12 protein-coding genes are annotated in these 14703 nt (G+C 41.2%); 7 read left to right on the top strand and 5 right to left on the bottom strand.

Annotation, left to right across the window (positions count from 1 at the left end; translation table 11 throughout):
• Positions 1–4: 4 nt before the first annotated feature.
• The 6 genes from HOP08_06830 (at position 5) to HOP08_06805 (ending at position 7065) form a co-directional block, all read left to right on the top strand.
• Positions 5–592: a non-canonical purine NTP diphosphatase gene (locus tag HOP08_06830; GenBank protein NOT74625.1), complete on the top strand. Its 588-nt coding sequence runs from the start codon at positions 5–7 to the stop codon at positions 590–592.
• A 76-nt stretch (positions 593–668) separates the two neighbouring features.
• Positions 669–1283, top strand: a complete 615-nt coding sequence (locus tag HOP08_06825) for a uridine kinase (protein ID NOT74624.1) — start codon at positions 669–671, stop codon at positions 1281–1283.
• A gap of 74 nt (positions 1284–1357) precedes the next feature.
• A complete protein-coding gene (locus tag HOP08_06820; GenBank protein NOT74623.1) occupies positions 1358–1723 on the top strand; it encodes a hypothetical protein in 366 nt (121 codons plus the stop codon).
• Positions 1724–1818: 95 nt separating this feature from the next.
• Positions 1819–4818 (top strand): protein translocase subunit SecDF, encoded by a 3000-nt coding sequence (secDF, locus tag HOP08_06815; protein ID NOT74622.1) that lies wholly within the window; start codon positions 1819–1821, stop codon positions 4816–4818.
• 165 nt (positions 4819–4983) lie between these two features.
• On the top strand, positions 4984–5661 hold the full coding sequence (locus tag HOP08_06810; protein NOT74621.1) for a response regulator transcription factor: 678 nt from the start codon (positions 4984–4986) through the stop codon (positions 5659–5661).
• Positions 5662–5664: 3 nt separating this feature from the next.
• Positions 5665–7065, top strand: a complete 1401-nt coding sequence (locus HOP08_06805) for a HAMP domain-containing histidine kinase (GenBank protein ID NOT74620.1) — start codon at positions 5665–5667, stop codon at positions 7063–7065.
• A 144-nt stretch (positions 7066–7209) separates the two neighbouring features.
• Here HOP08_06805 and HOP08_06800 read toward each other — a convergent pair whose 3' ends face one another.
• From HOP08_06800 to recQ, 4 genes are all read right to left on the bottom strand, one after another.
• Positions 7210–7689, bottom strand: coding sequence for a gliding motility lipoprotein GldH (locus tag HOP08_06800; GenBank protein ID NOT74619.1), 480 nt, complete (start codon positions 7687–7689; stop codon positions 7210–7212).
• Between the two features lie 10 nt (positions 7690–7699).
• Positions 7700–8821 carry a Signal peptidase-like protein gene (locus HOP08_06795; protein ID NOT74618.1) on the bottom strand — a complete coding sequence of 374 codons (1122 nt, stop codon included), beginning with the start codon at positions 8819–8821 and terminating at the stop codon, positions 7700–7702.
• A gap of 237 nt (positions 8822–9058) precedes the next feature.
• Positions 9059–10354, bottom strand: a complete 1296-nt coding sequence (gene purD, locus HOP08_06790) for a phosphoribosylamine--glycine ligase (protein ID NOT74617.1) — start codon at positions 10352–10354, stop codon at positions 9059–9061.
• Between the two features lie 83 nt (positions 10355–10437).
• Complete coding sequence (recQ, locus tag HOP08_06785; protein NOT74616.1) at positions 10438–12630, bottom strand: DNA helicase RecQ; 2193 nt, start codon at positions 12628–12630, stop codon at positions 10438–10440.
• Positions 12631–12799: 169 nt separating this feature from the next.
• Between recQ and HOP08_06780 the strand changes: the two genes are divergently transcribed.
• Positions 12800–13876, top strand: a complete 1077-nt coding sequence (locus tag HOP08_06780; GenBank protein ID NOT74615.1) for a mannose-1-phosphate guanylyltransferase — start codon at positions 12800–12802, stop codon at positions 13874–13876.
• Here HOP08_06780 and rlmB read toward each other — a convergent pair.
• Positions 13867–14607: a 23S rRNA (guanosine(2251)-2'-O)-methyltransferase RlmB gene (gene rlmB, locus HOP08_06775; protein ID NOT74614.1), complete on the bottom strand. Its 741-nt coding sequence runs from the start codon at positions 14605–14607 to the stop codon at positions 13867–13869. The genes HOP08_06780 and rlmB overlap by 10 nt on opposite strands.
• Positions 14608–14703: the final 96 nt, after the last annotated feature.

The raw sequence follows: 14703 nt of genomic DNA, 5'->3' as shown, positions 1-14703 counted from the left end.
CTGAATGCCATATAGGATTTGTTTCGCCACGAACAACCATCACAAATTAGAAGAAGTGATGGCTGTTCTTGGTGATGCAATTGAATTAGTAACATTAGAAAACATCGGATGCAGGGAAGATCTTCCCGAAACGCAAAGCACGATTGAAGGCAATGCGAGTCAGAAATCCAAATACGTCTGGGATAACTATCACACTCCTTGTTTTGCTGATGACACAGGATTGGAAGTAACGATTCTTAATGGAGCTCCCGGCGTTTATTCAGCCCGTTATGCCGGGCCAGAAAGAAACAGTGAAGAAAACATTTCGCTTCTCCTAAAAAATCTTGGTGAGTCAATCCACCGCAATGCGCAGTTTAAAACTGTGATCTCACTCAGACTTTCAAATGAAGAGGTTCTCTTTGAAGGGATTGTGAAAGGCATCATCACCCATGAAAGAAAGGGAAAGGGAGGTTTTGGGTACGATCCTGTTTTTCTTCCTGATGGATATTCCAAAACTCTTGCGGAAATGACGATGCAGGAAAAAAATCAGATTAGCCACCGGGCAATTGCCGTTCAGAAGCTTGCCAAGTTTCTATTGGAATTAAAGGATTAGAAATTCAATTGTTTCTCTCTTCTGATGAGTCAAAGTCTGCTGGAAATCGGTTTGAATTTGTAATATTGAATTCAAAATGAAGAAACCCTTCACCATTGGCATTACCGGCGGAAGCGGATCAGGAAAGACTTTCTTCCTGCAAGGACTTTCATCCTCTTTTACTTCCAATGAACTTTGTCTTATTTCTCAGGATAATTATTACAAGCTTCGCAGTGAGCAACCCATCGATGAGAATGGCGTCAAAAATTTTGACCTTCCTGAATCGATCGACAGAGAAACTTTTCGTCAGGACCTTATTCAATTGAAAGCTGGTCGTGATGTTATAAAGAAAGAATATACTTTTAATAATCCTGCCGCAGAACCCAGAATGCTCACCTTCAAAGCTGCACCTATCCTTGTGGTGGAAGGATTGTTTGTTCAGTATTTCGAAGAGATATCTCAGGAGCTTGATTTGAAAATTTTTGTGGAAGCAAAGGATCATGTAAAGCTTGGAAGAAGGATACGTCGTGATCAGGTAGAGCGTGGGTATGATCTTGACGATGTTTTGTATCGTTATCAGCATCATGTGATGCCCGTTTACGAATCACTGATTGAGCCATTGAAATACAACTGTGATCTTGTGATTCCAAACAACCGCCACTTCGATCAGGCACTTCTCGTTTTGGTAGGATATTTAAAGACCCTTCTGTAGAGATTTCCCCCTCGTTTTCGTCAGTTGCAATTCAACCTTCAATTTTTACCTTTGCATTCCCCTGAGGGGAAATTATGAAAAGAAAGGCTTTTTTGAGGAATTTGATGCTTACTGGTGGTATTCTTGCCGCTGTCATCATTCTTTTTTCCCAAACCTTTCAGGCCGAGACTCGCCAGTTTATGTCGAGGATCGAGGCTTCACATGCCAAGAAGAATGCGGAAAAATCCAGAGAAGGTGAAAAGAAGGTGGTTATTGCCGCTCCTGCAGACGCAGTAACACCAGGCGTTGCAGCTGAAATGGAGGACAACAATCCTTCACTGATCCGCGAAATATTTTATTCTGACAATGGCGAGTTAAAACTGTCAACTGTCAGTAAGAAACTTGTTACAGATTTCTTTAAGACGCTCTTCCGGGTTGTCATTTCGCCACAGGCACCTTAATTCTTTCAATTAATTCTTCTCTCAACATCATAGGAACCCCAGGTTTCATGAGTGTATTATCTCTTAACTGAATCAAATTTTAAATTTTATATTTTATGCGTAATAAAGGAGTAGTCATTATTCTGGGGATTCTAATAACCCTTCTATGCCTGTATTATCTCTCGTTCACATTTGTGTCACGCAGGGTAAATCAGGATGCGATCAACTTTGCCACTGACAAGTCGGGGGCTTTAAGCCTCACTAAAAAACAGAAGTATCTTGATTCTCTCTGGAATCAACCCGTGTACAACCTTTTTGGAGTTGAATACACATATAAGGAAGTAAAGGAAAATGAATTGAGTCTTGGTCTCGACTTGCAAGGTGGAATGCACGTTGTGTTGGAGATTTCTCCGGTGGAGATTATCCGCGGATTAAGCGGTAACAATCAGGATCCTTCTTTTACTGCAGCACTTCAAAAAGCACGTGATCAGCAAAAGAAAAGCGAGGCTAATTTCGCAGATCTTTTTTACGCAGCTTTCAAGGAAGCAAATCCTGATAAGTCCCTTGCCTCTTTGTTCGTCTCTTCAGCTAACAAGGGGCGTGTAAGCCTTTCTGATTCTGATAACACAGTTTTAAAATTCTTAAAGGAAGAAATTGAAAGTGCAATTGATCGTTCATTCACGATCTTAAAAACGCGTATTGACCAGTTCGGAACATCTGCACCAAACATTCAAAGACTTCAGGGAACGGGTCGCATTCAGATCGAAATTCCAGGTGCTGATAATCCTCAGCGTGTAAGAAAATTATTGCAGGGTGTTGCCCGTCTTGAATTCTGGGAGATCGTGGAGTACAGTGATCCCCAACTGAGCCAGGCTTTGATGGGAGTGAATCAAATGCTTCTTAAGGAACAGAATTCCAGGAAAGCCAGCCTCACATCAGCAACTACCACAACGACACAAGGCGACGCAAAAGCTGATAGCAGTGCGTCAGCTCTTGAGAAGCAATTGAATAAAGTTGCAACTGATACAACAGGAAATTCACTTGACTCGCTGGCGAGCCTTAGCATGTCGCCTTTGTTTGCGTTGAGCAACCAGGGAGTTCCTTTCCTTTATAATGTTAAAGACACTTCTGCTATTAATAAACTATTGAAAAGAGAAGATGTAAGAGCATTTATTCCACGCACGATTGGTTGGTTCTGGGATGTAAAATCAGAACCGGAAACTACACCGGGTGTTGAAGACCTTCGATTGAATTTTGTAAATCTTGGTCGTAATGGAAAGCCATTACTGACAGGAGAGGTGATCAATGATGCGCGCCTTGATTATGACCAGTTTGCACGTCCTGCTGTAAGTATGACCATGAGCGCTGCCGGTTCAAAGACATGGGCGAAGGTTACTGCTGCAGCTTCTACTAAAACACCGCAAGGAAGAATTGCAATCGTACTTGATAATTATGTTTATACAGCACCAACCGTTCAGGGAGAAATTCCAAATGGAAACTCTCAGATCACAGGATCATTTGAGCTTGAGGAAGCGAAAGATCTTGCTCTGGTCTTAAAAGCGGGCTCTTTGCCAGCACCTACCAGAATTGTTGAGGAGGCTATTATTGGACCAACATTGGGTAAGGTGGCCTGGAATCAGGGTATTATCTCCATGGGTTGTGGTTTGATCATCACAATGCTGTTCATGGTTGCGTATTATTCAAGAGGTGGTTGGGTTGCAAATTTTGCTTTGTTATTTAACATCTTCTTTATTCTTGGAATTCTGGCGCAGCTTAATGCGGCACTAACATTACCGGGTATCGCGGGTATAGTTCTGACGATGGGTATGGCGGTTGATGCGAACGTATTGATTTATGAACGTATTAAGGAAGAGTTAAGAGCCGGAAGAAAATTAAGAGAGGCTATTGCAAAAGGTTATGAAAGAGCCTTCTCTTCCATCTTTGACTCGAATCTTACAACATTCCTTACAGGTATGTTCCTGTTTATTTTCGGACAAGGACCACTAAGAGGTTTTGCGATCGTATTAATGATTGGTATTGCTACTTCATTCTTCTCGGCGGTTTATATCTCACGCGTTGTGATTGAATTTTTAGTGCGTAAGGGAGATGAAGCGAAAGTTTCATTTGAAACCCCACTTTCGGGAATGATGAACCGTCATCTTTCGTATGACTTTATCGGTAACAGGAAGAAAGCTTATTTATTCTCGGCTTCATTTATCACACTTGGAATTATTCTCATCTTCATTCAAGGTTTGAACCTTGGTGTTGACTTTAAAGGTGGTCGTTCTTATATCGTGACGTTCAATAGTCCGGTAGAGTCGACCAACGTAAGAAACGCACTGGTGTCAAGCTTCGAGAACTCGAGTACAGAGGTTAAGAACTATGGCGGAAACAATGTCATGAAGGTAACAACCTCATACTTGATCGATGATGAGTCTGATGCTGCCGATGATCAGGTGAAGGGAGCTCTCATCAAAGGAGTCCAGGGATTCACAGGGTTGCAGTATGCAGTGGATGACTCCAAGGTTGACGCACAGCACTTCACTATCTCTTCTTCGACTAAAGTAGGTCCTACCATTGCAGATGACATTAAGGGCTCCGCATTGGAAGCTGGACTATTCTCCATTATCGGAATTTTCCTTTACATCCTGGTGAGATTTAGAAAATGGCAGTACAGCACGGGTGCAATCATCGCTTTGATCCATGATTCACTTTTCGTGTTATCTGCATTCGCTATCGCTGGAGCTCTCGGATTTTCTTTTGAGATCGATCAGATCTTTGTTGCAGCGATCCTGACGATCATTGGTTACTCAATCAATGACACTGTGATCATCTTTGACCGTATTCGTGAGTATCTGAGCTTTGGATCAAGTCACGATGAGATCAAAATATTCAACAATGCGATCAATAGCACATTGAGTCGTACATTGATTACGTCTGGAACTACGTTGATCGTGGTGGTGGTGTTATTGTTCTTTGGAGGTGAAGTATTGAGAGGTTTCTCTTTCGCTCTTTTCGTAGGTATTATGATAGGAACGTACTCTTCGATCTTCATTGCAGCACCAATTGTGGTTGACTTTGATAGCAAGAAGCTGAATGAGCCAACAGCTGCTTAATTGGTTTTTAATTTAAAATGAAAGCCCGGTGATTTTATCACCGGGCTTTTTATTTTAGAAAATCTTTGGACTATGGGCTTTAAAATTGCTGTAATGAGGGTCTTTAATGAATTTCTAATTATATGTAGAAGCATTTAATCGGAGTAACGGCGGTAACTTTGATAGATGAAGATCTTGCTGATTGAAGACGAATTGAAGACGGTGACATTTATCAAGCGCGGCCTTGAAGAGAATGCTTATGAGGTAGACACTGCGGTGGATGGAGTTTCGGGACGTGATCTTGCATTAAGTCAATCGTACGACCTTATCATCAGTGATATTATTCTCCCTGGTCTCGATGGCCTGTCACTATGTAAGGAATTACGAAAAGCAAAAATTCAAACGCCACTATTGATGTTAACAGCTCTGGGTGGTGCCGATCATGTTGTTGAAGGTCTCGATAGTGGAGCAGATGATTACCTTTCAAAGCCTTTTGAGTTCAAAGAACTATTAGCAAGAATCCGAACACTTTCTAAGCGTTTCACAAGAGGAGCTGAAAATCAAGGTGTTTTATCATTCTCAAATATTGAAATGGACCTTGAATCGAAGCGTGTAAAAAGAGGTGACCAGGAGATCACATTGACCGCAAAGGAGTTTGCGCTTCTTGAGTTTTTTCTCAGAAATCAAGGAAAGGTTCTGCCCCGGGCGGAAATCGCCAAGAAGGTATGGAATCTGGATTTTGACACCAGAACCAACATGGTGGAGGTATATGTTAATTATCTTAGAAAAAAAGTTGATAGGGATTTTGATAAGAAACTAATTCATACTCAGTTTGGCATGGGATATATCCTAAAAGAAGAATAACGTATGCAAATCAGATCCAGACTTACACTGTTGTTTTCAGTTTCTGTCTGTGCTCTTCTCTTCCTTTCTTTTCTGTTAATCTATTTTTTTGCAGATCGCTTCAACCGTCAGCAGTTTCATGATCGTCTGAATGATAAGGCTGTGACTTCAGCCACATTGCTTTTGCGGGTTGATGAAGTGGATTCTGCGCTCCTTAAAACTATTGACCGTGCAAGAAGAGATGCATTGTTTGGTGAGAACATCACGGTTTATGATCAGGAAAATAAAGAGATATACACGAACAATGACACTGTATATTTTGAAATCACACCAGTACTGCTGAAAAGCATCCGTTCTTCCGGTAAGAAGTACTTCAATCAAAGGGGATTTGAAATCATAGGGCTTGACTTCAGAAATGAAGGCCAGCACTATGTTGTGGTTGCCGGAGCAATCGATATCAATGGGACTCAGCAACTTGCCAATCTTCGTGTCCTTCTGATAATATTGTTCGGTGCAATGTTGGCGATTGTTTCAATAGTGGGATGGATTTATGCCGGCCGTGCCCTGAAGCCTGTCAATAATCTAATCGGAGAAATACAGGCGATATCAATTGATGATTTACGTTATCGCATCAGTGAGCGAAAGTATAATGACGAAATTGGAAAGCTCATCATTATATTTAATAAACTGTTAACCCGCATTGAAAAAGCCTTCTCCCTTCAAAAAGCTTTTGTTAGCAATGTCTCTCATGAGCTGAAAAATCCTCTTACAAAGATCACCTCCCAACTTGAGGTGACCTTATTAAAAGAGAGATCATTGGAGGAGTATAAAAAGACCACAGAATCCGTATTGGAAGACATTAAGGATCTCAATATGCTTTCTGGTAGTTTACTCGATCTGGCATTCCTGCATGAAAATGAAACCGTGGCGATGACAGATCTGCGCATTGATGAAGTGCTCTGGGAAGTACTTGAGAATGTCACCTCCCTTAATTCAGATTATCAGACAGAGATCACAACACTGAATCTTCCGGAAGATGAAGAAAAACTATACATGTCCGGAAATTTATATCTCCTCAAAGTAGCTTTCCAGAATGTTATTGAGAATGCCTGTAAATTCTCACCGGACCATAAGGCCAACATCTCGTTTAATTATTCAGGAGAACAGTTTGAAATCCGTATTTCTGACAATGGACCCGGTATTGATCAAAACGATCTTGAGAATATATTTCAACCCTTTTACCGCGCTGATCGCACCTCCAAGATCAAGGGCTACGGAATAGGACTATCACTGAGCCATCGGATTATAACCCTTCACAATGGAACTATATGCGTATTGTCACAGACCGGAGCTGGAACCACCGTATTGGTGAGTTTCCGAGCAGATTCTCATTCTAATATGTTTCTAATGGCAAAGAAGGAATGAGTTGAAATTGTTTTATTTTCTTTGAAACAATTTCATAGTTAATAATACTGGTTTGAGTTATGCAGGGGAAATAAAGTTGTTGTTATTATTTCCCTGGGAAAGGCCCCGACATTGTTGGGGCTTTTTTTATGCAGCGATTGTGTATTAATCTTTAGACACCTTTTCAACACGTACACCTATGGCGATCACACCTTTTAGTGTATCCTGGCGCATCAACTGATCAAGTTTGATTGAGAATTTTCCTTTGTAGTTGAATTTATTTTTTTGAAGAATTGGAAACTGATGATCGAAAAGATCCCCAAGTCCGCTATCTCCAAAAGGCTTTCCTGTCTTCTGATCAAAAAGGTCATTGTTGATTAACTTCCTTGAAAGCTCCTTACCGGTAGAATCGTACAGATGATATGTCACAAAGATCCGCGCGTAAGGATATTCAAGTGAGTTACGCACATTGTAATAAATGTTGTATTGAGAAGTGGTGTCCGGAATGATAAATTCAAATCGTGGCTCTTCAATAACCTTCCAGCTTCGATCAGAAAATTCAACATTATCTTCATACAGACGATTACTGTCGCATGAGCCAAGAACAAGTAATAAGAGCAATGAGAATAAGAAACTCTTTTTCATCCGGAAATAACTATGGTTTCTTTGGTGCCGGAGGATTATTTCTTGGACCGGAAGGTTTGGCGTTATTGCCAGGACCAGGTCCTTTACGATTTTCTCCACCGCGTCCACGGTTGCGTGATTTCTTTTTATTTTTTCCGCTTCCTCCACGGGTGCTGAATTTCTTGTCAAGTCTGTCAAGATCGCTATTCAGTACAGACACAGGTGCCCTTTCAACCAATTCATTCAATTCAAGTGTCGCTGGTTTACGACCTTCTTTATTAAGAGAAAGAATTTCATTTACACGATCGACATTTAATGGATACCATGCTGCCTCTTCTTTGTAGCCAAACCACATGATCTTTCTGAATATATCAGTCTTCTGCAGTGTGGCTTCTCCTTTGTCGGTCAGCAATGGACGACCTACATCAGGAATGTGCTTTAAAGCCTCCATGTAAGTTTCCAATTCATAATTGAGGCAGCACTTCAGACGTCCGCACTGGCCGCTGAGTTTGCTTGGGTTAAGAGAAAGATTCTGGTAACGTGCCGCACTCGTAGCGACGTTCTTAAAGTCTGTCAGCCACGTAGAGCAGCAAAGCTCACGACCGCAAACTCCAATGCCTCCAAGACGACCTGCTTCCTGACGAAGACTGATCTGTCTCATTTCAACGCGTACTCTGAATTCACCTGCCAGTACTTTTATCAATTCACGAAAATCAACACGTTCATCAGCGGAATAATAAAAGCTTGCCTTCATATTATCTGCCTGAAACTCTACATCGGAAAGCTTCATATGAAGTTTCATCTGACGTATGATTTCGCGACCGCGATGCAATGAAGGAAGTTCGCGTTTTTGTACTTCTTCGTATTTCTCAAGATCCTTTGTATGCGCCAGGCGATAGATCTTTCTGATCTCTCCATCGTTGGCGACATTCTTCTTTTTCATCTGAAGGCGTACCAACTCACCCTGCAATGAAACATGACCTAGATGATGGCCATTCTGAACTTCCACAATGATGGCATCGCCTGAAGTAAGATCAAGTTTTTCTGTATTCCTGTAAAAATCTTTCTGGCCATTTTTAAACCGAACTTCGACCACATCAAAACGATCTGCCATTGGCATCTCCATGTTCGACAACCAATCGAACACGTTCATCTTGTTGCAGCCACCTGTTCCACAAGCTCCATTATTTTTACAGCCGGAAACTTTTCCGTCTTTCTTAGTTCCGCACGAGCATCCCATAAATTAATCTTTAAAAAATCCCCAATTCCTATTGGCTAAAGACCTAATAGCAGAGATAAGGGGCAGGATGAAAAAAATTATAACTAATATCAGTAATGCAATCGGACCCATTTAAATGATTCTTAAGTTCTAACTTAACTGCCCATCAACTCAACCACCACTCTTCACGATCTTTAACAAATCTACTCCAATATCCTTTCTGAAAGATACATCTCTCCAGGAAATGCCGGAAATGGCCTCATAAGCATTATTTCTTGCCTCTTCCAATCCCTTTCCACGCCCTGTTACCGCCAATACTCTTCCGCCATCATTGACAACTCCCCCGTCCGCGTTTTTTGTTCCGGCGTGAAAGACGAGTGCATTGTGCTTTGTATCTAAACCTGAAATAGTATTTCCTTTTTTGTAATCTCCAGGATATCCACCGGAAACCATCATTACAGTCACGGCGTAATCAGGATGAGTTACAATGTTCTTATTTTTTAATTTTCCTTCTGCGCATGCGATCAGAACCTCTAAAAAATCAGAATCAATTCGAGTCATGACAGCTTCAGTTTCAGGATCTCCCATTCGTGCATTGTATTCAATAACCAACGGCTCTCCTTTGACATTTATTAAACCAAAGAATATAAATCCTCTGTAAGGGATCTTTTCTTTTTTCAGGCCATGTATGGTGGGCTTGATAACCTTCTCTTCAACTTTCTTCATGAAAGCTGCATCCGCAAAGGCGACAGGGGAGACTGCACCCATGCCCCCGGTATTAGGACCGGTATCATTGTCTCCAATGCGCTTATAATCTTTTGCTTCCGGAAGAATGACATAATCTTCTCCATCGGTAAGGACGAAAACAGATAACTCAATACCATCGAGAAATTCTTCTACCAATACTTGTGAGCTTGCCTCTCCGAATAATTTATCTACCAGCATTTCCGATAAGGAAGCCTGAGCCTCTTTAAGATCATTGGAGATGATCACACCTTTTCCGGCGGCTAATCCATCTGCTTTTAGGACGATAGGAAGTTTGCCATCAGCCAGGTATTGAAGCCCTTCCTTAATTCCGGAAGCGGTAAAGGTTTTTGCTTTTGCAGTTGGTACGTTGTTTCGCACCATGAATTGCTTTGAGAAATCTTTGCTGCCTTCCAGTTGAGCACCGTTTGCTCCTGGACCAACAATCAGAATATTTTTTAATGCAGGATCTTTTTCAAAGTAATCGCGAATTCCTTTCACTAAAGGTACTTCAGGACCAACTACTACTAGTCCTATCTTTTTGTCAAGGCAGGCTTTTGCAAGGGATGGGAAGTCGGTAACGGATATCGGAAGATTCTCACCGACTAATGAAGTTCCTGCATTTCCAGGGGCAATGTAAAGATGATCGGAAAGAGGACTTTGTTTTATTTTCCATGCCAGCGCGTGTTCGCGACCGCCATTACCAATAAGAAGGATGTTCATGCTGTAGACAAACGTCAAAGATAATGATAATCATTGGACACCTTTCGCGCTGGCCACAGAAGGTTCAGGAAAAATGCTAATTCTTAATTGGCGTATTCGCTCAGGAACTTGATCCTCATCAACCGCATTTCTTCTTCACTGAAATCTGAATTGTTGTTGTCGTTCATGGCTTCTTCTAAACTATCCGTTTCGGAATTGAGGAAATAATCAAAAATCTGATCCTGTTTATTTTCGTCAAGAACATCATCGATGTAATAATCGAGATTAAGCTTTGTTCCTGAATAACAGATGTTTTCAATTTCGGTAAGCAGCTCTTCAAATGGAATGCTCTTTGACTGTGCGATCTCTTCAAGATCAATCTTGCGATCAATCTGCTGAATGATAAAGATCTTGATCTTTGATTTGTTGACCGATGACTTTACGATCACATCAGAGGCTGTCTCAATATCATTTTCATCAACATATTTCTGGATGACTTCAAGAAAGTCTTTTCCGAATTTATTGACTTTCCCCATTCCCACACCATTGACGGCAGCAAGGTCTTCCTTGTTGGTAGGATAAGTTGTCGCCATTTCTTCCAGTGACGGATCCTGGAAGATCACATAAGGAGGGAGGTTCTTCTGTTTAGCAACCTGCTTGCGCAGGACCTTAAGCATTTCAAATAGTTTCTCATCATATGCCTTGGAATTTGCGGGCACACGATCAGTAGAAACCTCTTCATTTTCAATTGCTGTAGTAAAGTCGTGATCACGTGCAAGTTCAACAGCGTGAGACTTCGCGAGAAATTTCTTTCCTTTTTCTGATAATCTCAGAACGCCAATGTTATCAATATCTTTTTCAAGGTATTGATAGATCAGTGTCTGACGAACAACTGATTTCCAAAAATCCGCTTCTTCATTTCCACCGACGCCATAAATTTTAAGATCGAAATGGCTGTAACTTTTTACGTATTCATCTTCAATACCCCTGATAACATTAACCAGGTGATTAAGGCCAAAACGTTCGTTGGTTTGTTTTACGGCTTCAAGAACAATCTTAACGGACTCTGTTCCATCAAACCGCTCTCTTGGATGAACACAGTTGTCACAGGAACCGCAATTTCCCTCCATGAACTCTTCTCCGAAGTAATGAAGTAGTTGACGACGTCTGCAAATAGGTGACTCAGCATAGAACTCCATTTCCTGCAGAAGTACACGTGCGTTCTCACGCTCCTGAACAGTTTTATCCTTATTGAATTTTTCAAGTTTGTTAAGATCATTGTGACTATAGAACATAAGGCAAATGCCTTCCAATCCGTCACGACCTGATCGTCCTGTTTCCTGATAATAACCTTCCAATGATTTGGGTACATCGTAGTGAACAACGAACCGAACATCTGGTTTGTCAATCCCCATCCCAAAGGCAATCGTGGCTACGATAATATCTGTTTCCTCATTCAGAAAGTCATCCTGATTTTTAACACGTACATCAGGATCAAGCCCTGCATGATAGGGAGCTGCCTTAAATCCATTGACATTCAGCAACTGGGCAATCTCTTCAACCTTCTTTCTACTAAGGCAATAAATGATGCCTGATTTTCCTTTGTGATCTTTTAAGAATCTAATGAGTTGCTTTTTTGTTTCCTTTTTTGGGCGAACTTCATAATAGAGATTCTTACGATTGAAAGAAGAGATGAATACATCAGCTTCTTCCATTTGAAGATTTTTTTGAATATCAAGCTGAACTTTTGGAGTAGCAGTGGCTGTCAATGCTATCACAGGCATGTCACCAAGCTGAGCGATCATGGTTTTGATCTTGCGATATTCAGGACGAAAGTCATGCCCCCATTCAGAGATACAATGGGCTTCATCAATAGCCACGAATGAAACATTCACTTTTTGAAGAAATGCAATATTTTCTTCTTTGTTAAGTGATTCCGGAGCTACATATAAAAGCTTAACGCTCCCGCTGATACAATCTTTTTTAAGTCGAGTAATCTCTCCCTTACTTAAAGTTGAATTCATGAATCTTGCATGAATTCCATAGGCATTAAGTTGATCCACCTGATTCTTCATTAACGCTATCAGTGGAGAGATGACGATGGCAAGACCGTCTTTTACCATGGCAGGTAACTGATAACAAAGTGATTTACCAGCGCCAGTAGGCATGATCACAAAAGTGTTCCGGCCTGTTAATATATTTTTAATTACTATTTCCTGGTTTCCCCGAAAGGAGGTGTATCCGAAAAATTCTTTCAGTTGAGCTTTTAATGAGTCCGTTTCTTCAGCCACTATCATGATTCCTTGAGTCGATTAAATCCTTACATTTGCCTTCCGCAATCGATAAAGTGAGAAGGAGCATTGAATATACTAAAAAATAGTTATAATAGCCCCAACAATTTGGCGAATAGCAGGTATGCGAATGGTGAACGGAGAGAATCAAAAAATGTTATTCTGAAGCGATAAAATGGATAAACATTTACACGTAGTGTTAATGGCTGGCGGGATTGGAACTCGCTTCTGGCCCTACAGCAGAAACGGAAAACCTAAACAATTTCTGGACGTATTAGGCACGGGAAAAACCCTTTTACAGTCAACGTACGATCGTTATTTGCCAATCTGTCCTCCTGAGAATATCTGGATCGTTACTCACGAAGAGCATGCAATTCTCGCAGAACAACAACTGGCAATAAAAAACTCTGATCAGATTCTAACGGAGCCAATGAGGAAAAATACGGCTCCATGCATTGCGTATGCCGCAAATAAGATATTCTTAAAGGATCCTGAAGCTGTCATGATCGTAAGTCCTTCAGATCATTTAATCCTAAGTGAAAAAGATTTCCTTCAAAATGTTCAGAAGGCTGTTGATCAGGCAAAGTCGCAGGATAAACTTATAACCTTAGGCATTCGACCAACACGACCTGAAACCGGTTACGGATACATTCAGTTTCTTGAAGGCAAATCCAATCTCAAGAAAGTCAAAACATTCACAGAGAAGCCCGCTATCGCATTAGCTAAAACTTTTTTGGAGAGCGGCGATTTTGTCTGGAATTCCGGAGTGTTTATCTGGGGTGTAAAAGCAATTCTGAATGCTTTCCAGAAATACCTCCCCGAATTGTCAGAAGCATTTGAAGAGATAAGACCTCAATTGTTTACAGCCGATGAAAAGATTGTAGTAACGAAGGTATACGCACAAACTAAAAATATCTCCATCGACTATGGTGTGATGGAAAAAGCTGACAATGTCTATGTTTCACTCGGAGAATTTTCCTGGTCAGATCTGGGATCATGGGCATCTCTTCATGAAGCTTCAGTTCGAGATGATCATAACAATGTAGTGAATGCGGAAGCCCTTGTATACGACACTCGCAATTCAGTTATAAAAGGCGAAGATGGTAAGTTGATTGTTGTACAGGGACTCAACGGTTATCTCGTTGGTGTATTTGACAACGTTGTGATCGTGTGTGAAAAAGATAAGGAAGAATTATTTCGTCGCTATGTCAATGATTTGAAGGCAAAGTCGAACGGAACAGATTACTTATAAAACTTCTGTCGCATCACTTCATAGATTGCTACCCCTGCAGCCACTGACACATTCAGAGATTCTATTTTTCCCTTCATAGGGATTTTTGCAATCTCATCCGATTCCTTCAACAACGTCGGCGCAATACCATCTTCTTCTGAGCCCATCATGAGAGCTGTTGGTAAAGCCAGGTCAAGTTCATAAATATTTTTCGATGCTTTTTCCGTACACGCTATTACCTGAATTCCATTTTCCTGCAAATCTTTAATAGCGTCTTTCAAAGATTTTACACGACAAACCGGAAGATGGTGAAGGGCACCAGCAGATGTTTTGACGGCATCACTGGTAATAGGCGCATTACCCTTGTCTTCAATGATAATTGCATCCAATCCGGCACACTCGCATGTTCTCGCTACAGCACCAAAATTGCGTACATCGGTAATCCGGTCGAGTAAGAGAAAAAATGGAGTTCTTCCTTCATCATAGGCTTTGTCAATTAGACCCTGAAGCGGGGCATAAAGAGCAGCCGATAAAAATCCGACAACGCCTTGATGGTTTTTGGTCGTCAGTTTGTTGATCTTTTCCAGAGGGACCCAACTGTAGGGAACGTCATGCTCTTTCAATGCGTTGACCAGTTCCTTCATAAGGTCATTGTTCAGACCAGTCTGGAGATAGATCTTGTCAATCTGTCTTCCTGCGCGCACAGCCTCCATGACTGCCCGGGTTCCGTAAATAAGATCTAGTTTGTCCATGAGTATTTTGAAGGGGCGAAGTTACGGTAATGCCGTGCATTTCCCTCAGGTCATATAATCAGTATGTAACTGATTAGTAAGGAATCTTAGTGGAAG

The sequence above is a fragment of the Cyclobacteriaceae bacterium genome (assembly GCA_013141055.1).
In the GTDB taxonomy this organism is placed as follows: Bacteria; Bacteroidota; Bacteroidia; order Cytophagales; family Cyclobacteriaceae; genus ELB16-189.
This window is presented reverse-complemented; position numbering and strand designations above follow the sequence as displayed.

Coding starts and splice junctions, on each gene's coding strand:
- HOP08_06780 (NOT74615.1), top strand. CDS start 12,800: ATGGATAAACATTTACACGTAGTGTTAATGGCTGGCGGGATTGGAACT.
- rlmB (NOT74614.1), bottom strand. CDS start 14,607: ATGGACAAACTAGATCTTATTTACGGAACCCGGGCAGTCATGGAGGCT.
- HOP08_06830 (NOT74625.1), top strand. CDS start 5: ATGCCATATAGGATTTGTTTCGCCACGAACAACCATCACAAATTAGAA.
- HOP08_06820 (NOT74623.1), top strand. CDS start 1,358: ATGAAAAGAAAGGCTTTTTTGAGGAATTTGATGCTTACTGGTGGTATT.
- recQ (NOT74616.1), bottom strand. CDS start 12,630: ATGATAGTGGCTGAAGAAACGGACTCATTAAAAGCTCAACTGAAAGAA.
- HOP08_06825 (NOT74624.1), top strand. CDS start 669: ATGAAGAAACCCTTCACCATTGGCATTACCGGCGGAAGCGGATCAGGA.
- secDF (NOT74622.1), top strand. CDS start 1,819: ATGCGTAATAAAGGAGTAGTCATTATTCTGGGGATTCTAATAACCCTT.
- HOP08_06810 (NOT74621.1), top strand. CDS start 4,984: ATGAAGATCTTGCTGATTGAAGACGAATTGAAGACGGTGACATTTATC.
- purD (NOT74617.1), bottom strand. CDS start 10,354: ATGAACATCCTTCTTATTGGTAATGGCGGTCGCGAACACGCGCTGGCA.
- HOP08_06805 (NOT74620.1), top strand. CDS start 5,665: ATGCAAATCAGATCCAGACTTACACTGTTGTTTTCAGTTTCTGTCTGT.
- HOP08_06800 (NOT74619.1), bottom strand. CDS start 7,689: ATGAAAAAGAGTTTCTTATTCTCATTGCTCTTATTACTTGTTCTTGGC.
- HOP08_06795 (NOT74618.1), bottom strand. CDS start 8,821: ATGAACGTGTTCGATTGGTTGTCGAACATGGAGATGCCAATGGCAGAT.